Origin of the sequence: Puia sp., from assembly GCF_035546395.1 — a bacterium.
Lineage (GTDB): Bacteria > Bacteroidota > Bacteroidia > Chitinophagales > Chitinophagaceae > Puia.
Map to the genome: position 1 here is coordinate 187,343 of NZ_DASZXR010000015.1, position 22,852 is coordinate 210,194.

Annotated in this window: 17 protein-coding genes; 10 read left to right on the forward strand and 7 right to left on the reverse strand. The window is 54.2% G+C overall.

Going from position 1 to position 22,852, the window contains the following annotated elements; genetic code table 11:
* Nucleotides 1-10: 10 nt before the first annotated feature.
* Complete coding sequence (locus VHE34_RS18730) at nucleotides 11-787, reverse strand: glycoside hydrolase family 25 protein (RefSeq protein WP_325590399.1); 777 nt, start codon at nucleotides 785-787, stop codon at nucleotides 11-13.
* 69 nt (nucleotides 788-856) lie between these two features.
* Here VHE34_RS18730 and VHE34_RS18735 point away from each other — a divergent pair, with 69 nt between their 5' ends.
* From VHE34_RS18735 to VHE34_RS18750, 4 genes are read left to right on the forward strand one after another with little or no spacing between them, the layout of a single operon-like run.
* On the forward strand, nucleotides 857-1,888 hold the full coding sequence (locus VHE34_RS18735) for a radical SAM/SPASM domain-containing protein (RefSeq protein WP_325590401.1): 1,032 nt from the start codon (nucleotides 857-859) through the stop codon (nucleotides 1,886-1,888).
* Nucleotides 1,889-1,897: 9 nt separating this feature from the next.
* Complete coding sequence (locus VHE34_RS18740) at nucleotides 1,898-2,380, forward strand: DinB family protein (protein ID WP_325590403.1); 483 nt, start codon at nucleotides 1,898-1,900, stop codon at nucleotides 2,378-2,380.
* Between the two features lie 21 nt (nucleotides 2,381-2,401).
* Entirely contained in the window at nucleotides 2,402-4,378 is a 1,977-nt protein-coding gene (locus VHE34_RS18745; protein WP_325590405.1) for a family 10 glycosylhydrolase, read from the forward strand.
* Between the two features lie 10 nt (nucleotides 4,379-4,388).
* The gene (locus VHE34_RS18750) at nucleotides 4,389-5,606 is read left to right on the forward strand and encodes a DegT/DnrJ/EryC1/StrS family aminotransferase (protein ID WP_325590407.1); all 1,218 of its coding nucleotides are present in this window, start codon (nucleotides 4,389-4,391) and stop codon (nucleotides 5,604-5,606) included.
* Here the strand turns inward: VHE34_RS18750 and VHE34_RS18755 are convergent.
* The gene (locus tag VHE34_RS18755; protein WP_325590410.1) at nucleotides 5,569-6,699 is read right to left on the reverse strand and encodes an acyltransferase; all 1,131 of its coding nucleotides are present in this window, start codon (nucleotides 6,697-6,699) and stop codon (nucleotides 5,569-5,571) included. The genes VHE34_RS18750 and VHE34_RS18755 overlap by 38 nt on opposite strands.
* A 98-nt stretch (nucleotides 6,700-6,797) precedes the next feature.
* Between VHE34_RS18755 and VHE34_RS18760 the strand changes: the two genes are divergently transcribed.
* Nucleotides 6,798-8,702: an LTA synthase family protein gene (locus VHE34_RS18760; RefSeq protein ID WP_325590412.1), complete on the forward strand. Its 1,905-nt coding sequence runs from the start codon at nucleotides 6,798-6,800 to the stop codon at nucleotides 8,700-8,702.
* 4 nt (nucleotides 8,703-8,706) lie between these two features.
* Here the strand turns inward: VHE34_RS18760 and VHE34_RS18765 are convergent, their stop codons facing one another.
* Nucleotides 8,707-9,030: a hypothetical protein gene (locus tag VHE34_RS18765; RefSeq protein WP_325590414.1), complete on the reverse strand. Its 324-nt coding sequence runs from the start codon at nucleotides 9,028-9,030 to the stop codon at nucleotides 8,707-8,709.
* Between the two features lie 169 nt (nucleotides 9,031-9,199).
* Between VHE34_RS18765 and rpoN the strand changes: the two genes are divergently transcribed.
* Both rpoN and VHE34_RS18775 read left to right on the forward strand, forming a co-directional pair.
* On the forward strand, nucleotides 9,200-10,618 hold the full coding sequence (rpoN, locus tag VHE34_RS18770) for an RNA polymerase factor sigma-54 (protein ID WP_414709914.1): 1,419 nt from the start codon (nucleotides 9,200-9,202) through the stop codon (nucleotides 10,616-10,618).
* The gene (locus VHE34_RS18775) at nucleotides 10,615-11,247 is read left to right on the forward strand and encodes a hypothetical protein (RefSeq protein WP_325590418.1); all 633 of its coding nucleotides are present in this window, start codon (nucleotides 10,615-10,617) and stop codon (nucleotides 11,245-11,247) included. Before rpoN ends, VHE34_RS18775 begins: the two co-directional genes overlap by 4 nt.
* Before the next feature lie 93 nt (nucleotides 11,248-11,340).
* On the opposite strand, the gene VHE34_RS18780 is transcribed toward VHE34_RS18775, so the two are convergent.
* Complete coding sequence (locus tag VHE34_RS18780; protein WP_325590420.1) at nucleotides 11,341-12,063, reverse strand: murein L,D-transpeptidase catalytic domain family protein; 723 nt, start codon at nucleotides 12,061-12,063, stop codon at nucleotides 11,341-11,343.
* Nucleotides 12,064-12,283: 220 nt separating this feature from the next.
* Nucleotides 12,284-13,690 (reverse strand): MATE family efflux transporter, encoded by a 1,407-nt coding sequence (locus tag VHE34_RS18785; RefSeq protein WP_325590422.1) that lies wholly within the window; start codon nucleotides 13,688-13,690, stop codon nucleotides 12,284-12,286.
* Nucleotides 13,691-13,880: 190 nt separating this feature from the next.
* On the opposite strand from VHE34_RS18785, the gene VHE34_RS18790 reads away from it, so the two are divergent.
* Both VHE34_RS18790 and VHE34_RS18795 read left to right on the forward strand, forming a co-directional pair.
* Entirely contained in the window at nucleotides 13,881-16,997 is a 3,117-nt protein-coding gene (locus tag VHE34_RS18790) for an AsmA-like C-terminal region-containing protein (protein WP_325590424.1), read from the forward strand.
* 36 nt (nucleotides 16,998-17,033) lie between these two features.
* The gene (locus VHE34_RS18795) at nucleotides 17,034-17,615 is read left to right on the forward strand and encodes a DJ-1/PfpI family protein (RefSeq protein ID WP_325590426.1); all 582 of its coding nucleotides are present in this window, start codon (nucleotides 17,034-17,036) and stop codon (nucleotides 17,613-17,615) included.
* On the opposite strand, the gene VHE34_RS18800 is transcribed toward VHE34_RS18795, so the two are convergent.
* Nucleotides 17,612-18,709 (reverse strand): redoxin family protein, encoded by a 1,098-nt coding sequence (locus VHE34_RS18800; protein WP_325590428.1) that lies wholly within the window; start codon nucleotides 18,707-18,709, stop codon nucleotides 17,612-17,614. The two genes, VHE34_RS18795 and VHE34_RS18800, sit on opposite strands and share 4 nt — an antisense overlap.
* 135 nt (nucleotides 18,710-18,844) lie before the next feature.
* Between VHE34_RS18800 and VHE34_RS18805 the strand changes: the two genes are divergently transcribed.
* Nucleotides 18,845-19,750: a sugar phosphate isomerase/epimerase gene (locus tag VHE34_RS18805; RefSeq protein ID WP_325590430.1), complete on the forward strand. Its 906-nt coding sequence runs from the start codon at nucleotides 18,845-18,847 to the stop codon at nucleotides 19,748-19,750.
* Here VHE34_RS18805 and VHE34_RS18810 read toward each other — a convergent pair.
* Nucleotides 19,731-22,673 carry a ligand-binding sensor domain-containing protein gene (locus VHE34_RS18810; protein ID WP_325590432.1) on the reverse strand — a complete coding sequence of 981 codons (2,943 nt, stop codon included), beginning with the start codon at nucleotides 22,671-22,673 and terminating at the stop codon, nucleotides 19,731-19,733. The genes VHE34_RS18805 and VHE34_RS18810 overlap by 20 nt on opposite strands.
* Nucleotides 22,674-22,852: the final 179 nt, after the last annotated feature.

Sequence of the window (22,852 nt, forward strand, 5' to 3'; positions counted from 1 at the left end):
GGTCCGCGGCTCAGTTGATCAAAAGCTTGCGGAATTCGGCCGAGTCCCCGTTGAACACGTCGAAATCGACCCTTGTCATGATCCCGTTCACCCGCCCGGCTTCGCTATGCTGCCAGAAGTCCCAGGCCCGGTAGATACTGGGCCGTTCCTTTTGAAGATAGTGCGCCACCCATAGGGGATAGGCGTCGAAATCGTCCTTTAGGTATTGTTTGTAGAAGTCAACGTTGGTGTAGATGATCGGCGTTACGTGATAATAATCCTGCACGGTCTGCAACCACTCCTTGGCCCGGTCGCGCAACTTCTCCCGCGAAATGCCGTAGGTCTGCTCGATATCGAGGACGGGTGGCAGATCGCCCGGAGCCAGCTCTACGGAGTTGATGAAATTCTCCGCCTGCGCCTTCCCGCTCTTGGTGGAGAGGAAAAAATGATACGCACCCCTGGCCAGCCCCGCATCCTTTACCTTTTTCCAGTTGCGTTTGAAATAGGCGTCCTCATTGCCCAACCCTTCCGTCGCCTTTATGAAAGCAAAGCTCATCTGCACATTACCGACCTTCATGTCCCGGACCAGGCTCCAGTCGATGGCCTCCTGGTATTTGGATACATCGATGCCGTGAATGGTATAGTTGACCGGAATCTCAATGCCGAATTCGGCATACCGGACAAAGTGCGCTCTTCTTTCCTGCCACCAGTCCCAGGCGACAAAACCCAGCATGACCAACACGGCGGCGATTATGGAGAATATGACGATCTTCCAGACTGTATTGTTCTTCTTGGTCTTCTTTACCATGGGGTGCATCATTGGACCTATCCGGGTGTCCAAACGGTTACAAACATAATTTAGTATTTTTATACTTCCATGCCCGAATTTAATCGCAACGATACCATCAATCTCCTGTCCAAGCTCACCCCCCGGCGGCTATTCAACGGGATGAAGGTTCTCAGCAGCTATTACCTGAGCAAATGGACGAAGAGGGCAGTCCAATGGGGTTACCCGGTGTCGCTTTCTTTCGAGCCCACCACCTCCTGTAACCTGCGTTGTCCCGAATGTCCGAGCGGGCTTCGTGCGTTCACCCGGCCCACGGGGATGCTGGAGAACGGTTTCTTCCGGCAGACGATCGACCAGCTTTCGAGGGACCTGCTTTACCTGGTCTTTTATTTCCAGGGCGAACCCTATCTCAACCCCGACTTCCTCGATATGGTTGCCTATGCTTCCTCGAAAGGGATCTATACCGCCACTTCGACCAATGCGCATTATCTGAACGACCGCAATGCCAGGCGGACCGTCGAGAGCGGGCTCGACCGGCTGATCATTTCCATCGACGGAACGACGCAGGAGATCTATGAACAATATAGGGTAGGCGGCCGGCTGGACAAGGTGCTGGAGGGCGCCCGCAACATCGTCAAGTGGAAAAAGGAGCTGAACAGCAAGAAACCGTTTGTCTTTTTCCAATTCCTGGTCGTCCGGCCGAACGAGCATCAGCTCGAGGACGTCCGCCGGCTTGCGAAGGAGATCGGCGTCGACGAGGTCCGGTTCAAGACCGCACAGGTGTATGATTACGACAACGACCCCAACGGGCTGATTCCCCTCAATGGGAAATACAGTCGTTACCGGAGGCAGAAGGACGGACGGATGGCGATTAAGAATTCCCTCGACAATCACTGCTGGCGGCTTTGGCATACCACCGTGATCACCTGGGACGGGCTGGTGGTGCCCTGCTGTTTCGACAAGGACGCCGGGCACCCGCTCGGCGATCTAAAGGGCAAGTCTTTTAAAGAAGTATGGCAGGATGATCGTTATGTGAAGTTCAGGAAGCAGGTGCTGGCGAGCCGGAAGAATATCGACATCTGCGCCAACTGCAGTGAAGGAACAAAGGTTTGGGAAAATTAAAATTGATCTATGGTCTTATCCGCGTCTATTCAGGCCCGTCTTCGTTATCAGCATGAAACCATCCCGGAGCTTATCGATAACTTTTCCGAGCAGCAGCTCCGGCAGCGGATCGATCCCGGCAAGTGGAGCGCATTCGAGAACATCGCGCACCTGGCTTGTTATCAACCGGTATTCCTGCACCGGATCCAGCGGATCCAGGAAGAGAGCAATCCGTTCTTCCCGAGGTATACGGCGGATTCCGATCCGGAATTTCCCGGCTATGTTGAGCAATCCCTGGGACGGCTCCTCGGCGTCATAAAGACCGATCGTCAGACCCTGATCGACGTGCTTGGAGGAATGGATGAGGCAGCTCTGCAACGCACGGGTCAGCATGCCCGCTATGGTCAGTTCGCGCTGTCGAAATGGGTAGAATTCTTTTTGCTGCATGAGTCGCATCATCTTTACACAATTTTTATGATGGTGCGAGAGTTGCGGAGGAATTTGCCTGAATAATTTTCTTTACTTTGTGATCGCATGGCACTGGAGAACGAAATAAATCAACGAAAATTCCGCACCGAATATCAGAAAGCCAGGATCAACATCATCTACACTTATAACTGGCTTTCCGAAAAAATAAGCTCCATCTTCGAAGAATGGGATATCACGCCCCGGCAATTCAATATCCTCCGCATCCTGCGGGGCGAGGGCAAGCCCTTGTCGACGCTGCAGATAAGGCAGCGGATGCTCGACAAGATGAGCGATACCAGCCGCATCGTCGACCGCCTGCTGAAGAAAGGCCTGGTCCGGAAGACACCCAACGGCGAGGACCGGCGGCTGGTCGACGTTGTGATCACGTCGAGGGGAAGGAAGCTGCTGGAAAAGATCGATCCGTTCGAAGAAGCCGCCGACAAGATCATGACCAAACTGACGATAGAGGAAACAAGAACCCTCAACGCCCTTCTCGACAAGCTCCGCAGTATCGCACCCGCACTGTTTTTTCTCCTGACGATGTTTGCCGCGCTTGCGGTATCGGCGCAACCTCCCAAATATGAGTTTCGCGCCGCCTGGGTGGCGTCGGTGGAAAATATCGACTGGCCATCGAAGAAAGGGCTGCCCGTGGATAGCCAGAAAGTGGAATTCATCCGGCTTCTGGACATGCACAAACGGAACGGCATGAACGCCGTGGTCGTGCAGGTGCGGCCCGCAGCCGATGCTTTTTATGCTTCCCCCTACGAGCCCTGGAGCGAATGGCTGACGGGCGTGCAGGGAAAGGCCCCCGATCCGTATTACGATCCGCTGACCTGGATGATCGAAGAGACTCACCGGCGGGGCATGGAATTCCATGCCTGGTGCAACCCGTACCGGGCCGTCAAGACCATCGGCCGGTCTTCGGTCGCCTCAAATCATATCACCCGCAAGCATCCAAGCTGGTTCGTCCGTTTCGAGAATACCCTGTATTTCGATCCGGGCAATAAGGAGGTTCAGCAATATGTCACGATGGTGATCCGCGACCTTGTTCGCCGTTACGACATTGACGCGGTGCATTTCGACGACTACTTCTATCCCTATGATATCGTCGAGGGCGGACCCCCCGGCAAGGACTTTCCCGATAATGCCACCTATGTCCGCTATGGCGGCGGTATGTCCATCGGTGACTGGCGACGCAGCAATGTCGATTCGGTGATCCTGATGACCGGCCGGGCGATAAAAGAGGAGAAGCCTTATTGCAAGTTTGGGGTTAGCCCCTTCGCCATCTGGCGCAACCGTTCGCAGGATCCGGAGGGAAGCGAGACCTCGGGTGGGGTCACCGACTATGATAACCTCTATGCCAATATCCTTTTGTGGCTGAAGCGCGGATGGGTGGATTATGTCGTGCCACAGATCTATTTCGATTTCGATCAGCCGCGTGCGCCTTTTGGTCCATTATTGGACTGGTGGGCAAAACACAGCTATGGCCGGCATTGCTATATCGGCCTGGGCATCTACAAAGCCTTCGAACGCAATCCCGCGTGGCATGACCCGAACCAGATCCCCCGGCAGATCCGCGCCATGCGCGCCTATCCGGAGGTACAGGGTGCCGTCTATTTCAGCAGCAGCACTTTCACGGTCAATCCCTTCGGCTGGTGCGACAGCCTGCAGAACCATTATTACAACTATCCTGCGCTGATCCCGCCAATGCCCTGGCTCGATTCGGCAAAGCCCCACGACCCGCTGTTCCACATCGAATACAACCGTAATGAAGGGACAGGGACGGCCTGGCTGTCCAAGGGCCTTGCAACGGACTCCCTTCGTGGCTATGCGATCTACCAGGCCGATACCGCTACGGTCAATATCGACTCGATCCATGCTTCGGCATTTATCCCTTATGATCCGGTGGCGGAATATATTGTTCACTTGCCGCCTGCTGATGAAAAAGGTCCGGTACACTATTATTTTGTCACGGCGATCAGCCGGAACAATGTCGAATCCAAGCCCGTTCCGCTGGTTTTCTCTAATTTTGTAGCTAATTAAATTCTTTTATATGCCCGGTTTCGAACTATTCGGCCCTGAAGAGCGCAAACACATCAACGACGTTATGGAGACCGGAATCCTGATGCGGTATGGCTTTGACGGCCCCCGCAAAGGCGTCTGGAAATCAAAGGAGTTGGAAGCCGCCATCTGCGCCAGACTTGGCTGCGGTTATACTCAGCTGACGTCCAGCGGCACCTCGGCCCTTACAACGGCCCTCGCCTGTCTCGGCATCGGCGCCGGCGACGAGGTCATCATGCCCACCTTTACGTTCGTAGCCAGCTTCGAATCGGTGCTTAGCGTCGGCGCCATCCCTGTGCTGACCGATGTCGACGACACCCTCACCCTCGCACCGGAGGCAGTCCGCCGCGCCATTTCGCCCCGCACCAAATGCGTCATGCCCGTCCACATGTGCGGCGCAATGGCCGATCTCGACGCCCTGATGCACATCTGCAACGAGCACAACCTCATCCTGCTGGAAGATGCCTGCCAGAGCTTTGGCGCAAAATATAAAGGGCGGGCATTGGGTACGGTCGGTCATGCCGGCACCTTCTCCTTCGATTTCGTAAAGACCATCACCTGCGGCGAAGGCGGCGCCGTCATCACCAACGATAAAGCCCTTTATTTAAAATGCGACGGCTACACCGACCATGGTCATGATCATGCCGGTGTCGACCGCGGCGCCGATACCCATCCCTTTATCGGCTACAACTATCGCATCTCCGAGCTGCATGCGGCCATTGGCCTGGCGCAGATCGGCAAGCTGGATCAATTCCTCGCCATCCAGAAAAAGAACCATTCTGCGCTGAAGGCGATGCTCTCCACGATTCCCGAGATCGCGTTCCGGCGCATCCCCGACGCCGAAGGCGACACCCACACCTTCCTCAGCTGGTTCCTGCCGACCGAAGCCATCGCGCGCGCCGTAGTGGCCGAGCTTCGTCAGCAAAATGTCCTCGCCGGCAACTTCTACTGGTTTGACAACAACTGGCACTACTTCCGCAAGTGGGATCATCTCCGCCAGGCGGCGACCCTCAATAACCTGAATGAAGATCAGCGGAAGGCCCTGTTGTCTTTGAAGCCGGAAGCCTTCCCCGCCAGTGATGCCGTGCTGAGCCGCTGTGTGTCAACGGCTATCGGTCTCGGGTGGACGGAGGCGCAGACGACCGAAAAAGGGGAGAAGATCGTTGCTGCCGTCAGGAAGGTATTGGCCCGGGAGAAGGCCCTTGTGTAATTTTCCTGCTGAGAAAATAACTTTCGAAGTACCGGTAACTCAGCGCTGCGAACCCAATCGTCAGCGTGGCTCCGATGATGAACATGCCGGTCTCACCCATCGGGTGCCGGAAGAACCATGTGTGGAAGAGGAAATAAAGGACGAATTGGTGGATCAGGTAGATGCCGTAAGAGATCTTCCCAAGGTAACGCAGCGGCCTCCACTCCAACCAGCGAACGGGAATGCCGGTTACCCGGAGGCAGGCTATCGCATACAGGAAGCCATAGGCCGGGTATAGACTGATATCATAGCGCTTGCTGATCCACAGCAACCCGATGAAGGCGATGGCTGCTGCATGACCCGTAGCCGGCTGGAGGATGAGGCCGTAGAGCTTCGGCCATGTTTTGACGCGAAACAGCAGCAGCGCCGCCAACCCGCCGATCGCCATACAATCGATCCTTGCCCGGAACAAAAAGGCTCCCAGCGGTTCGGAATGGATCAGCCAGGCGAATCCTCTTGCCGCTCCCCAGCCGACGATGATCGCGGCAAATACCAGGATCAGGCGGTGAACCGGTAGCCGGCGGATCAAAAATGGCCAAACGAGATAGAATTGTTCTTCGGTACCGATGGACCAGGCCTGTACGAGGATATCCGGCAAACAGCCAAGGACGAAGCTGAGATTGGGCAGGAGGAGGAGATTCAACAGAAGTCCGTTGGACAAGGGATTACTACCGGTATCCTTTACTACAAGAATTGAGATCGCGTAGCCTGCTCCTAACGTGAGATAATATAGTGGCCAGATGCGGAGCGTGCGGTTGACCAGGAATCGCCTGACCCTTATAGTCCCCTCCGCCGCTTTTTCCGTCAGCAGCAACATCGTGATCAGGAATCCGCTCAGCACGAAAAAAAAGGTGACGGCCGCGCCGCCGATAAAGGAGTTGAAGGCCGGCGTGATCCACGTCGGCATCTTGTGGGTCAGGCGCAACCGCTCCACATGGGTGAATAGCACTGTCAGGGCGGCGATGGCCCTAAGACCGGGAAGGCCCGGATAGTAGTGCTTACCGGGAGATTCTATGGATGGAGAAGTGATGATGAGAACAAATATAAGAATCAAAATTGGGCGGAGCCCAATTCGCCGGAGGCAGACATAGAACCCGGTATTGGCAAAAAATTATTTTTCTGCAATTTTTTGCCGATATCCTATCTTTCGGCATGCGGAAAAGATGGCATTGGATACCTCTCCTGTTGTTGTTCATTCACTTTCTATTGCGATTGGGTTTTTGGTGGTATAACCAGGCTGAATTTGCCGGCCTTAACGCGCATGAACGGTATCAGTCGTTGATCGAGGGTTTTCAACAGGATTTGGTAAGCATCGTGCTGGTCAATATCCCGACCCTGCTGTTGCTGGGGATCATGGCCTGGCTGCCCTCATTCCGTTTCCAACGACCACTGCTCTATGGCGCCCGCGGCTGGTTTGTCCTTGGGAATTGTTTCGCCGTCGCGTTCAACTGTGTCGATATCGGGTATTATCGCTTCGGGCGGCACCGCGCCAATCTCGATCTTCAATACGTGTTGCGGGATTCCATCCCTTCGTTCAAAAGCCTGCTCTTCGGTTATTGGTACCTGGTCATTCTCTTTCTCCTTCTCGTATCACTGATCGTATGGATGGCAAAACAATTGCCGGAAAGCGAGCCGCCGGGGTATCGCGACCGGCGGGTATACCTGATCTTCCGCCAGGGGATACTGGTCCTCGCGCTGCTTGTTACTATGGGTTGGATCGGCGGCGGCCGGCCGGTGATGCCATCGACCCCGTTGCTTTCCCTTCCGCCGTCGGCCCTGGCGTTGGCACAGAACAGCCTGCTGACCTGGGCCTATTCCTGTTTTCATCGCAGCCATGAGCTGGCGCCCGTGCATTATTTCTCCGACTCGACGGCATATCGGTTGGCGCCGGGCGTGCATCAGCTGGCATCGCCGCCGCAACCCAGGAAGAAGAATGTCGTCCTTTTTATTTTGGAGAGCTTTTCACGCTGTTATGTGATGCCCGGCGATGCCTATAAAGCCAAAACCCCGTTTCTCGATTCGCTGCTGGGTAAAAGCCTTTTCTTTCCGCATTCCTTTGCCAACGGCTTCAGCTCGAACCAGGGCATCGTCGCGATCCTCGGCGGCATCCCGGCGCTGATGGACGAGCCTTTCTTTTATTCCGAATATGCCAATACGCCAATCCACAGCCTGGGGAATATCCTGCAGGAGCAGGGCTATAGCACGAATTTCTTTATGGGTGCCGGGAACAATCACTTTGGCTTTGGAACCTTTGCGCACATGACAGGCATCGAACATAGCTACTGGCGGGAGGATTTTGATAATGACCGGTTATATGACGGCAACTGGGGTATCTTCGACGAGCCCTTTCTGCAGTACGGCGGCCGGGTGTTATCCATGCAGCAACAGCCTTTCCTGGGAGTTTTCTTTACCATCTCCGCGCATCCGCCTTATACCATCCCGCCGGCATTGCGCCAGCGTTTTGCCACCCCCGGCCAATCCGCGGCCCAGCGGGCCATCGCCTATGTCGACTATTCATTGCGAGAGTTCTTTGCCGCCAATCAGGATAAGCCCTGGTTCCGGAATACGCTGTTTGTGTTTTGCGCCGACCACTGGCTGAGCCCGTCGGATGGAAGGACACCGTTCTCTCCCGTCAACATTTGCACCATTCCCATTTTCATCTACGATCCGAGCCATGAAGAGCGTGACTGGCGGCCTACAGTAGCCGGCCAGGTGGATGTCGTGCCCACCGTGCTGGACCGGCTGGGATATCGCGGAACGTATACCGGGTTTGGCCGCAGCCTGCTGGATACGGCCGTAGCGGATTCCGACCGCTATGTCATCAACCGCATCGGCGAAACGTACCAGATCATCGACAAGGATTATGTGTTGGGTTATGATCTGACGCGCGACGGGCCCAGTTATCTTTATCATTATCCGGCCGACAGCGCGTGCCGCAACAATTTGCTGGGATTGCCTTCCGCTGCTTACCAACAGCGGCTTAGACGCCTCGAGAGGCTTCTGCGGGCCAATATCCAGAGCTACCGGGCGGCGTTGACGAAACGGGAATTCCGCTAGATCGTCATTTTCCTTCCAGTTTGTTTACATAGTCGAGCGAGCCGAGGCGGAAGCGTAATGGCAGGTGGGTGGCCTTTTCGATCGAAAGCTCCTTTTTGCAAAAAAATCCAAGGTGATCGGAATAGTAGTTCGCTTCAACAGCGTTGATCCGGGCGGGTGAGAAAGCAGGTGGCGATGGAGGAGCGGGTTGAGGAGAAAGGTGGAGAACAGGTACAAATTTCGGCGTAAAAATAATTTTTTCCACCATCAAAGAGGGCCTCGACTGGGCATGAACAGCCGCAGTAAGTATTGAAACACATACAACAAGAAAAGTTTTTTTTCGTTGCACTATTGATCCCTCCTTTTTCCTTAAATTTACGGCCTGATTTTTGTGGTTCGCGCGCCTTTTCCGCGAAATAGCGGGCAAGCGTGGAGCAAAACCCCTGAAAGACATGTCGTTAAGCCAATCATTACAGCAAAAACTACTCCAAAAACTGTCGCCGCAGCAGATTCAGCTGATGAAGCTGCTGCAGGTGCCCACCGCGAACCTGGAAGAAAGGATCAAGGAGGAGCTGGAGGAGAACCCTGCCCTGGAGGTGACGGAGGATCATGAGGATGGGTCGGGGGAGGAGCTGAAGGATGAGTTTGACAATAAGGACGAATATGAAGAGGCGGACGGCAGTGAGGATGAATACGATAATATCGATATCAGCGAATATGTCGCCGAGGGCGACGATGATATAGCGGATTATAAGCTTCGGGACGACAACTATCCCGACGCCGACGAAGACCGGGTCATGCCCCACAGGGTAGAGACCTCCTTTCATGAACTGCTGCTGGATCAATTGGGGATGCTGGTCGTCGACGATCGCACCCGGAAGATCGCCGAGCAGATCGTCGGCAGCATCGACGACGATGGCTACCTGCGCCGGGAGACGGCATCCATCGCCGATGACCTGGCCTTCCGTCAGAATATCGAAACGACCGAAGAGGAGATCGAGAGCCTGATCCGGAAGATCCAACAGTTCGACCCGCCGGGAGTCGCCGCGCGTGACCTGCAGGAGTGCCTGCTGATCCAGCTTCACCGGAAAAAGAACGGCGTCAAGAGCGTCGATACGGCGATCGACGTGCTCACTTATTATTTTGACGAGTTCACCAAGAAGCACTACGATAAGATCCAGCGAGGGCTCAACCTCGACGACGACCAGCTGAAGGACGTGATCAACCAGATCATCAAACTGAATCCCAAGCCCGGCGGCGATGTCACCGAGGTCAACAAGGCCGAGAGCTATGTGATCCCCGATTTCTTTATCACCAACAACGCCGGAAAGCTCGAGCTGTCCCTCAACTCCAAGAATGCCCCTGATCTGCGGATCAGCGAAGGATACAAAGAGATGTTGAAGGAGTATGATCGCGGCAGCAAGAAAGACAAGCGCCAGAAGGAAGCCGTATTGTTCATCAAGCAGAAGATCGACGCGGCAAAATGGTTTATCGATGCGATCAAGCAGCGGCAGCAAACCCTTTATAACACCATGCACACGATCATGGACTACCAGCACGATTTCTTCCTCACGGGGGATGAGACGACGCTGCGTCCGATGATCCTGAAGGATATTGCCGAACGGACGGCCCTGGATATCTCTACCGTCAGCCGCGTTGCCAACAGCAAGTTCGTCCAGACGGAATTCGGAACATATCGTTTGAAGTTCTTCTTCAGTGAATCCCTTAGTACCGATAGCGGGGAAGAGGTTTCCACCCGGGAGGTAAAGAAGATCCTGAGCGATCTTATCGAGGGAGAAAGCAAGAAAAAGCCGCTCAGCGATGAGAAGCTGACCGAGCTGTTGCAGGAAAAAGGGTATAATATCGCCCGCCGCACCGTTGCCAAATACCGCGAACAATTAAACATTCCGGTCGCAAGACTCAGGAAGGAATTATGATCAAACGAGCGTTAGCGCATTTTTTTTCGATCGTCTTTCACCCGCTGTTCATCAGCGCCTATGTCATGGCTATCATCATTTTTGTCCATCCTTACGCCTTTGCGGGCCTTGAGCATAGACAAAAAGTGTTGCGGCTGGTGACGGTGGTCCTTTGCAATACCTTTCTCCCTTTGTTTGCCGTCTTCCTGCTTTGGCGTCTCCAGTTGATCAAGTCGCCCATGCTGCGAACCGAACGGGACCGGATCATTCCGTATATCGTCGCGATGATCTTTTATTTCTGGAGCGCCTATGTCTTCAAGCACCTTCCGGATACGCCTCCGCTGGCCATCCATTTCCTGGGCGGCGCATTCCTGGCGGTCGTCGGAGCGTGGATTTGCAATATCTATTTTAAGGTGAGCATGCATGCCATCGCGCTGGGTGGCGCGACGATGTTCTTTTGCCTGTTTGCTTTTAGCGACGAGTATGGGTCCGGTCTTTATCTCGCGCTGGCGGTGCTGGTCACCGGCCTGGTCTGCACGTCCCGGCAGATCCTCACTGCCCACACTTCCTTCGAGATCTGGGCCGGCATCTTTGTCGGCCTGCTGGCCCAATTTGCGGCCTGGCAATGGCCGTGGCTTCTTTTTTTCTAACATTATATTTCAAAAAAAGAGAAAAGCCCTACCATAGGGTACGAACCAATGGGGGCTTTTTCACCTTCAAACCATCTGAAGTGTGCGTCCATGCTAGCTGTTGAGTATCTTGCTCTTCGCGATGTATTTTTTGGTTGGGTGATAGATGAATAATACGGAACCTTCTTTTATCAGATCGATGATCGTCTCGATCTCATCGGCCGGAACGGCAGGACAGCCAAAGCTTCTTCCACAGAACTGGTTCATCTCGAGAAAATCGGGACCGACATACTGGCTTCCATGCACCACGATATTCCTTCCGCCGGCGCGATCGTTGAACCCTCTCTCCATGCCGCGAATTTTCAGCGACAGCCCGTTGTTGCCATAATAGGTCCCCTGGGTGATATAGAAGCCCAGGCTGCTCTTATGCGAGGAAGGATTGTTGGAGAACGAGCTGGCGAATTCCTTACCTGAGTTCCGGCCATGCGCCACATAGGTGTTCACCAGCACTTTCTTCTGCTCGAGATCGAGGACATACAGCCGTTTGTTGCGGGATGACTGGCTCAGGTCGCAGATCGACAGGATATTCGTTTTGTTCAACCAGTGATGATCCAAGAGATAATAGTATCCTTTCAAGGCGTATTCAAACGCTTTTTTGGTGAGTCCCGCTTCCTGCAGATCGAATTGCTGGTAAAGGGCAGATGCTTCTGCTGCGAAAGCGACGGCTTTTGCCGTGCTCTTGGTTTTGACCGGGCCTCCGGCTCTAAGCGCACTTACTGGCAAAACAATTGCGACCAAGACGCACCAGAAACCGGGATGTAGAAAACTGCGACGCATGTTTCAAAGGTTTTTATCAGAAGCCAAAAAAGTGGTTTAGTCCCCCCATTGACACTCCGACGGATTATTGGATTTTATCCTGCCCTTGCGGGCCACCGGACGAAGTTATTAACGGGGGGGAATGTAAAATATTATCTATTTTCTACTTGTACAAGAATCTTTTACGATAAATTTTTTATTGTGTGGCGGCGGAGTTTTCCACATTTTATAAGGTGTCCCCTTAGACTTTTTTCCGTTTCCATCGCCCCAGTCGGAATACGCAGAAACTGACAATGGCGATGGTGGTCTCGGTGATCAGGATCGCCCAAAATACCCCTTCGGGGCCGAGTTTCAAATTAAAAGCCAGTAGCCATGCCAGGGGAATCTGAAAAGCCCAACAACAGATCAGGTTGATGATCAATGGCGTCAGCGTATCGCCGGCCCCGTTAAAGGCATTTGTGAGGACCATTCCCACGCCAAAAAACACATATCCGATACTAACAATGTGTAACACGTTGATGGCAACATCCTCGACCGCCGGGTCTGGGTTGATGAACCGGACGATCGGGGTCGCGGCTACGAGGAAAAGCAGGGTGACGAACAGCATAAATGCCGCATTATACGTAGAAGCCGTCCAGACCGACTTTTCGGCGCGTTCCGGTTGTCCCGCACCGAGGTTCTGACCCACGAGCGTAGCGGCGGCATTGCTCATGCCCCATGCCGGTAGGAGGAAAAAGAGAAGGATACGGATCGATACCTGATAACCCGCGGTTGCCGCGGTATTGTTGAAGCTGGCGATGATCCTGGTCATGGCTATCCAGGACGCGGATCCGACGAGGAATTGCCAGGTACCCGACCAGCCTATCTTGATCAATCCCCAGATGATGCCGCCATTCGGCCGGAAATAGTGACGGACAAAACGGATCACCCCGCTGCCGCGCAGCAGGTGATACAGCTGGAAGCAGACCCCGATCCCCCGCCCGATGATGGTCGCCATCGCGGCGCCGGGCAAGCCATAATAATGGACGAGGATCGGGCAAAGGACGACGTTACAGCCATTGGCGATCCACAGCGACCACATCGCCATTGCAGCGTTGCCCGCTCCCCGGAAGATACCATTGATGAGATAGAGCAGCATGATGACAATGACGCTGGCAAACACCAGCCGGGTATAGCTTGTCCCCATCGTGATCGTCGACGGCACTGCGCCCATGATGCGGAGAAGATGCGGCGCCAGCAGGCTGCCGGCCACGCTGATCACAACCGTTAGCACGAGACCGATCAAAATAGATTGTGCAGCGGCATGGGATGCTCCTTCGGGATTCTTTTCTCCCACCCGCCGGGCCACCATCGCCGTCGCAGCCATGCTAAGCCCGATGGCAACGGAATAGACGAGGGTGAGTACCGATTCCGTCAATCCGACGGTGGTCACGGCGTCCTGGCCCAGCCGGCCGACAAAAAAGATATCTACGATCGCAAAGACCGACTCCATGCATTGTTCCAGGATCATGGGGATCGATAAAAGGATAACAGCGCGGCGGATGCTGCCGGAAGTGAAATCCTGGTGTTCACCGGATAGCGACTGACGAATAACAAGAGCTATGGTAGAAAGGGTGTGCCCTTTTTGGTTAGGTTGTGTTGATGACATACAGCCATTTTGAAGAAACTGAAAAAAAAATAAGGATTGTGTTGAGCGCGTGCCCAATATCAGAGAGAGGAGGAGATCTGCAATGGAAACAGATCGAAACTTAGCAGGTCATAGGCCTAGTCATTAGAAGGTAAAGATGAGGAAGTTTTTTAATAAAATAAAATACTTTTGTGCTATGCAATCGGCCGTGATGCGTATACTGCTTAGGGTCCTGAAGATCGCCGGCATTACCACCGGGAGTCTGCTCCTTATTCTTTTTCTTCTGCCTTATCTGTTCCCTCGTTTTGTCAGCAACAAGATCCGCCAGTGGGCCCGCCATTCTATTCAGTCGGAACTGCATTTCAAGCAGGCCCGGCTTTCCTTCTTCCGGCATTTTCCCGCCCTGACGCTTACCCTATACGATGTGCGGCTCAACGGGTCGGCGCCTTTTGCAAAGGAGCGGCTGATCGAAGCCGATGAGATCGCCCTGGGGGTGGACCTGCGCAGCGTCTTCTCCGAAGTAAGGATCAACAAGCTCTTTTTGACAAATGCCTTCATCAATATCCAGGTCGATACCGCAGGTCACTCCAACTACAATATCTATACCTCGCCGAAGAGCAATTCTTCTGTCCCGGCCGACTCGACGGGCGCATCCCTGAAGATCGAGAAGATAATCATCGAGCATAGCCGCCTCACCTATAACGACGCGTCGCTGCCGCTGCTGATCAACACCCGGGGGCTCGAATACGAAGGAAACGGCGACCTCAGCAAGGCTATATTCGACCTGCACAGCCATATTCAGCTGGAGTCGATAGACTTCTACTACCGCCGGACGCCTTATTTCATCAACAAGAAGCTGAACGCCGATCTGATCACTAAGATCAACACCAATTCGCTCGAGCTGATCTTTGAACGAAATGATCTGCTGATCAACCAGCTGCCCGTCGCCTTCACCGGCCAGTTCTCCTTTTTAAAGGACGGGTATGATATGGACTTCCGGCTCAATGCAAAAGAGGCTCAGCTACGGGATATCTTCACGGCGCTTCCCCCCGAGATGCTGACCTGGCTGGACAGCACCGAGGTAAAGGGCACGGGGGATATCGACGCCGCCCTGAAAGGAAGATATATTGCGGCCAGCAATACCATGCCGGATTTCCTGCTCAATTTGCAGATCCGCAACGGCTATATCGCGTACGCGAAGGCGCCGGCGCCCATCCATGATCTCCGTGTCGACTGGCAATGCCGGCTTCCCGGTCTGCAACCCGATAGCCTCGACCTCCGGCTCGACACGATCTCCTTCCGGCTGGACAAAGACTATTTCGATGCGGCGCTCCGCGTAAAGGGCCTCGCGGCGCCCTGGGTATCGGCAACCGTGCGTTCGGAGATGGACCTCGGGAAATGGGATCGGGCGCTGGGTTTTGCGCCTGCCGACCTGAGGGGGCGGTACTCCCTGCGACTAAACGCAGAAGGACGGTATGCCACCCGTGTCGAACGGGTCACCACCCTGCGTAAGACCCGGCTGGATACCGTCGTCGCCAGCATCCCTCATTTTACATTGACCTCGGCCCTGCGCAATGGCTATTATAAGCTCCCTTCGAGACCCGAAGCGATCAACGAGATCAACTTCGACCTGGACGCGTCCTGTAACAGCGACGACTATCACCGCACCCGGATCGCCGTCGACAATATCAATGCGAGGGTGCTGGGTAGCTATCTCAAGGGGTTCTTCCACCTCGACAACGCCTCGGATTATTCGATGGCTGGCAGCCTCGAAACGGTACTTCACCTGGCCGATCTCCGGAAGGTTATTCCCATCGACAGCCTCGAGCTGTCAGGCGATCTCAGCGCACATGTCCGGGCCAGGGGCAATTATCTGCCGGCCAAACACCGGTTCCCTGTTACGGAAGCCGATCTCCAGCTGAATAACGGGCGGATACAAACAAAGTATTACCCGCACCCGCTGGAGCAGATCCAGGTGGGCGTGCGGATGACCAGCAAGGCCGGTTCGATGAAGGACCTGCAGGTGGCGATCACGCCGGTCTTCCTGGTATTCGAAGGCGAACCGTTCACGCTGAAGGCCGATCTGCAAAACTTTACGGATCTGAACTATTCCCTTAATTCCCGGGGATCGCTCGACCTGGGGCGTATCGGGAAGGTCTTTGCCCTAAAGGATTATGACATCTCCGGCCTCGTCGATACCCGGCTTACCCTTCGCGGGCGTCAAAGCGATGCCACCGCCGGGCGCTATGACCGGCTCTTCAACGAAGGGACCCTGCGCGTGAGAAACCTCATGGTCCGCTCCGAACTCTTTCCCCTGCCTTTTTATATCAACACCGGGAACTTCCACTTCGAACAGGATAAGATGTGGTTCGATGCTTTTAACGGCAGCTATGGGAAGACGCGATTTGCGCTCAACGGGTGGCTGTCCGATGTGTTTGGGTATATGTCCCGGACGGGTCAGCCTTTGAAGGGCAATTTCACCGTGAACAGTGATCATTTATATGCTGATGAATTCACGGCATTTGCGGGCATGGCGCCTTCTTCGGCGCCTGCGACCCCTGGCGTCATCCTGGTTCCCACGGATCTTTCCGTCGGCTTTCACGCCGATGTAAAAAGGATCGACTATAACGGATTATGCATTGACAGCTTCTCCGGCGGCGTTCGTGTCGATAGCGGCACCCTGCATCTCGATACCACGGCCTTCCGTCTCGCGGGGGCGGCCGTCCGGATGACCGCGCTGTACAAGAGCGTCGATGCGCAACGGGCCTTATTCGATTACCGCCTTGTAGCGAAGGACTTCGATGTTCATCGGGCGTATCGCGAGGTAAAGCTTTTTCATGACATGGCCGCCTCCGCAGCAAAGGCCGAGGGCCTTATTTCCCTCGACTATAAACTCGCAGGCCGGCTCGACGGCAATATGCGGCCGGTGTATCCGTCGCTAAAAGGCGGTGGCACCCTGTCGATCCGGAAGGTAAAGGTAAAAGGGCTCAGGCTTTTTGGGGAAGTGAGCAAACAGACCAATAAAGATGTAAACGATCCCGAGCTGTCGAAAGTGGACATCAAATCGACGATCGCCAATAATTTAATGACGATCGAACGTACACGTATGAAGGTATCCGTGTTCAAGCTTCGGATAGAAGGGCAAACCAGCTTTGACGGCCGGCTCAATCTGCACGTCCGCGTGGGCCTGCCGCCATTCGGCATTATCGGTATCCCGGTTTATGTCGGGGGAACGCAGGACGATCCCATTGTAAAAGTCAGCCGCGGCAAGAACGGCCAGTTGCAGGAGACGGAGGATAAGGATGAAGAAGGCCAGGGGAATCTGTAAAGACTACCTTAACTTTAAATAGTAAAATCGTAAACCATGTCCAGAAAAAAAATACTCTTCCTCACCGGCGACTATGCCGAGGACTATGAGACGATGGTCCCTTTTCAAATGCTATTGATGGTCGGGCATGAAGTTCATGCCGTATGCCCTGGTAAGAAAAATGGAGAGAAGGTGCAGACCGCCATTCATGATTTCGACGGAGCACAGACCTACAGCGAGAAACCGGGCCACCTGTTCGAGTTGAACTATAGCTTCGCGGACGTGGATCCGGGACAATACGACGCCCTTTGCATCGCCGGCGGCCGCGCACCCGAGTATCTCCGTCTGAACCAGGAGGTCATCAACCTCGTTCATCATTTCAATCATTTCAGTAAGCCCATCGCGGCCATTTGTCATGGGATACAGATCCTCACCGCAGCCAACGTGGTGCAGGGCAGGAGGCTTACCGCTTATTATGCCGTGGCGCCGGAAGTAACGATGGCAGGCGGGGAATTCGTCATGGTCGGTCCAACGGAGGCCGTTGTGGACGGCAACCTGGTTACCTCACCCGCCTGGCCGGGTCATCCGCAGTGGATTGCCGCCTTCCTGAAGGTGCTTGGCACGACTATCGAACCCTAATAATACCGGCCGATAGCCGGATCGTCTACGATGAGCTTTTTCAATGCCGCCGCGTCGATGGGGCCATCTTTTGCATAAATGATCTTTCCCCCGGGTTCCACGACCATCGTATAGGGCAGTGCGCCCTGCCATTTGGGATCGATGGCTTCGATCAGCTTATACTTATCGTCCACATTGAAAATGTAATTCGTTGCGCTGGCCTGGGATTTTTGCAGGAATTGCAGGGCCTTGTCCCGCTTGGCCGGTTCATCGGCGCTGATGCTGATGAATTCGAAATCGCGGCGCCGGTACATCCGGTTGATGTCCACGAAGTCCGGGAACTCCGCGACACAGGGACCGCACCAGGTGGCCCAGACGTTGATCACCCGCAACTTTTCGGTTTTGTTTTGGATCAGCTGTTTGATCCCGTCCGCCGTAATGGTATCCAGCTTTACCGGCTCCTTTGCCCATTCCTGTTTTGCTTTTTCGATCCAGTCGCTTTTCTCCGCCCACTTGATCGAGCAACCAAAGACCTTTGTCGTCTTCACCGGCACTTCCTTATTGTTCAGCAGCGCTTCGATCGCATTGCGGGTATCGAGGGTATGTGGGGTCTTTGTCGGTTTCTCGACGTCATCGACCCGGCCGCTATAGCGGAGTTTCCGGTGATTGTCAAAGACGAAGACATGTGGGGTTGCGATGGGGCCATACTTCAGGGAAACGGCCTCGTCCTTCCCATCATAGAGATAGGGGAAGTTAAAATGTTTCTCCGCCGCGCGCCGTTTCATCTCGTCGAAGCTGTCGCCCATGTCCGTATAGCCCAGCTCATCCAGCCGGATGGACTGGGGATCGTTGGGCATGATCGCGACGACGGCGACCCCTTTGCTTTTATAGTCTTTTGTCAGCTGGATGATCCGGTCCTCGTAGGCCTGGGCTGTCGGGCAGTGATTGCAGGTAAAGACCAGGACCAGCACCCGGGCCTCTTTGAAAGAGGCGAGACTATAGGTCTTTCCATCTACCCCGGGTAGCGCAAAGTCCGGCGCTGACGCGCCGATGGGGAGTGTCGGATGATCGCCCCCCAAAAGCATCATACTGGCAAGTAAGGCGAGAAGTTTCATATAACCGAATATACGATTTTAGCCGCTGCCCCGGGCCATTTTACGGCCCTGATGTAGTAATGATGTAGTGAAAAATAATGCGGAAAGCGTAACTTTCCGGCGCAACGAATTCTGTCATATAAAAATCAAGCTCACATGCACACGAGAAGATCCTTCCTCAAAAATTCCGCCCTTGCCTCCGCGGGCATTCTTGCCGCACCCTCCCTGTCCTCCTTCCTGCCTGCGGGACCGACCATCGGGCTACAGCTTTACACCGTCCGGGACTTTATGGCCAAAGATCCGGACGGCACTCTGGCCAAAGTGGCGCAGATCGGTTTCAACTCGCTTGAGGGCGCTACCTATAATGATGGTAAGGAAAACTTTTATGGGATGGACCCGAAGGCCTTCGGCGCGATGGTGAAGAAACATGGACTGGTCATGCGCAGCTGCCACTACCGCCTGGGTGAGGATGGCAGGGGCGCCACGCTGACCAATGGCGAGTTCAAAGGAACCATACTCCACGACTGGGACAAAGCGGTGGAAGACGCCCATGCCCTCGGGTTACAATATATGATCTGCGCCTGGTTGTCGGACAAAGAACGGGGCGGGCTCGATCATTATAAACAGATGGCGCACGACTTTAACGTGGCGGGCGAGAAATGCAAGAAGGCCGGCATCCAGTTCTGCCACCACAACCATGACTTCGAATTCGATCCGCAGAGCGGAAAATCGGGTTATGACGTGTTGCTCGGCGAGACCGACCCGCAGCTGGTGAAGATGGAGCTGGACCTTTACTGGGCGACGAAGGCCGGTAAGGACCCGGTAAAGCTTTTCGAAGCCCATCCGGGGCGATTCCCTCTCTGGCATTTGAAGGATATGGACAGTACGCCAAAGCATTTTTTTACGGAGGTCGGCAATGGGACGATCGACTTCAAAAGGATCTTCGCAGCCAAATCCAAGGCGGGGATGAAATATTTCTTCGTTGAGCAGGACCAGTGTCCCGGCTCGCCCTTCGACAGCATTACGAAGAGCATTACCTATATCAGGCAGAACCTGGTGTAGGACGGCTTCCGTGCAGCGCCATCAGGAAATCGAATAAGTTCGTCTCAGTGGAGATCTTCAGCTTTTTGCGCAAGCGATAGCGGCTGATCTCCACTCCTCTTACGGAGATGTTCTCCAGTTGAGCGATCTCCTTGCTGCTGAGGCTCATTCGCAGATAAGCACAAAGCTTCAGCTCGTGAGAACTAAGGGCCGGGTAGGCGCTTTTCAGCATCTGCAGGAAGTCGCTGTGCACTTTGTCGAAGTGGACGGCAAACTGTTCCCAGTCCTTGTCCATTTTATTCTCTTCGCCGAGGATACGCAACATCTTCTTGAACTCGTCCGCCGCCGCCGCTTCACCGTTGCCCGCCTTCTTCATCCGAACCAGTTCCTCGCGGATATTGCTCAGCAGCTCGCCCTTCTGTACGAGGTGCATGGCGGTCGATGCCAGTTCGGTATTCTTATGTTCGATCTCGGCCTCCAGCTTTTCATTCCGCAGTTTGACGATCTCCTTCTCCGATTTTTCCATTTCCAGCTGGTGCAGGTACTGAAGGCGCGCCTGTTCCTCTTCGTGTTTTTGCTGCTGACGCCGGAAGATGCGCCGCTGCCAGAAATACAGGAAGTACAGCAGACCGGTGAGGATCAGCACATACCCGGCATAGGCCCACCCGGTGAGGTACCAGGGGGGCAGGATCGTAAAGCTATAGCTGTTGATGGCGGATTCATTGCCCAGGTTGCTCTTTGACCGAACCTGGAACGTGTAGGTCCCGGCCGGCAGGTTGGTATATTCCTTTTCCGTCCGTTTCGACCAGTCCGACCAGTCGCGGTCAAAGCCTTTCAGGTAATAACTATAGGTGACGCTGTTCTGCGCGGCGTAGAGCGGGCTTGCATATTCGAAGTGCAGCGAGTTCCATTTGTTGGAAATATTGTACACCGCCGAGGCCGGTTGGTCCAGGCTTTCATCCACCTCGCCAAAATACCCGCCGAACAGCAGGCTGTCGGACCTTCCAAAGGCCCGGACACTTCTGATCCGGACCTGTATGGGATAGTGGTTCTTCTTGTATTCTTCGTAATTGATATGATAGAAGCCTTTTTCGGCGCCGACGAAGACATTGTATTTGTCATACGGGTTGATATGTTCATAGTCGGCCACCAACTTCCCGCTCAGCTCGGGGAAGTAGATGGTTTCGGGTTTTGGCCCGGTAAGATCGATCACGCCGAGACTATTATCCTCGATGAACCAAATATTTCCCGCGCCATCCTCCTTGAGCGCGCGGATATTCCTTTCCCCGAAGAATCCCTTGAAATACGCCGACAGCCCAAAGGCGTCCCGCCGGTCATCGTATTCATACACTCCTTTCTCCGTGGCAATGACAATATGGTTCTTCACCTTGAACAGATGATTCTTCAGATAAGAGGGCAGGCCGTTCTTTTCCGTGTACAGCTTCACCCGCGGATGCGCCATATCGTTCACGTCCACCCGGTAGACACCGCGATACGGATGGGCCACCCAGATGATATTGTTATTGTCGATGGCCATGAATTGAGAAGAGGCCAAATAGCCGGGGAGATCACCCTCCGGCCGGAAATAGCCGTTGGAATATCGAAGCAGGTTGATTCCCACATTGTTGCCGGCAAGGACGAGGGTCGAAGGCAGGACATTCGAAAAGGGCAGAAAGGTCCAGTAGGTCAGCCCGGTGTCGATCGGAACAAGCCGGTCGTTCCGGATCAGGTAAGCGCCATCGTGATGGCCTAGTAATAATTCGCCGTTGATAGTGCTCAGGCCCTGCGTGGAACCCTTCGTCCCGGGAATTGGATGGAATTCCCCCCGCAGGAAGCTGAGGTCTTCCCGATCGTCCACCGGCAGGGAATAAAGCCCGTTGGAGGTGCCGACAAACAGCTCTTTGTTGAAGATCATGGAACAATAGCCGAGGCCTTCGTTCAGCTTTTCGGGGTAGATATGCTTGATCGCATTGTTATAGGCCACAAAATCGATCCCGTTATCGAGCCCCATCCAAAGGTTCTTGTTCCGGTCGAGAAAAAGCACCAGGATATTATTGTTTTGAAGCCCCTCCTTCCGGGAGAGGTTTTGGATCGTCTCGCCCTGCTTGTTGACGATATAGACGCCGTCGAGGTTCGTGCCGATGGCCAGCCAATCCTTGCTGACGGCGGTGGCCGTCAGTACCCTTTCGTTGACAAAGGGATTCAGACCGGCGAACCGGAACGGAGTGATCTTATTATTCGATAGGATATAGAAGCCGGTATTCACGGTGCCCAGGAAACTGCTGTCCTTGCCAAACGGGAACAAACAAGTGGCCAGGTAGCTCGCCGGAAGCGCACTCTCTTTTATAAAGGGCATCCAAAGGCCATCTCTAAATTCCAAAAGTCCGTTCTTTCCGTCCTGGGCGATCAGCTGGTGATCGTTTCCACCGAGAAACCGCCATTCCGATGCGGCGGGGTACACCGTTATCATTTTATTGTTCAGCTGAAAGATCGCTTCCCGGCACATAAAGAAGACGTCGTTGCCATAAGGCACGATAAACCAGATATCCGAAAAGGAGTTGTTTTTCTCTGAAAACAGGCTTTTTAGCGAGGTGAAGACCAACTTGCCGGTCTTATCCGGGGAGAAATAGCCGAAATCGTCCTGACCCCCGGCATAGATCCGGTTGTCCTTTCCCAGGGCCACCGACCGGACCACGGTCTTGTTGGGCAAGGGATAGTTCTTCCAGCTGTTACCGTCAAAGCTCAGGAGGCCCTGGTAGTTGGCGAAATAGAGAATGCCATTGCGATCCTGTACAATGCCGCGGTTTTGGGTACCGGCATTATAGACATCCCGGGGATAATTGACGATATCCGGGATGCCGATGGTGTTCTGGCCTTGGCAAACCCCCAAAAACATGCCCGCAAAAAGGGTGAAAGCGATTTTTATCCGCAAAACATATGGCATAAGTGGACCTTCCCTATAAAGATAGGGAACCCACCCAGAAAGAAGTACCGGTTTTGAACCCACGGCCGGGCTGACGTAGGGTTGATGTGGCAAATGCCTCTGTTTCAAAGGGGATTCTTGGGCATGATGTAGTATAGATGTGGTCGAAAAGTGGACAAATGAGCAATCGGCCCATAAAT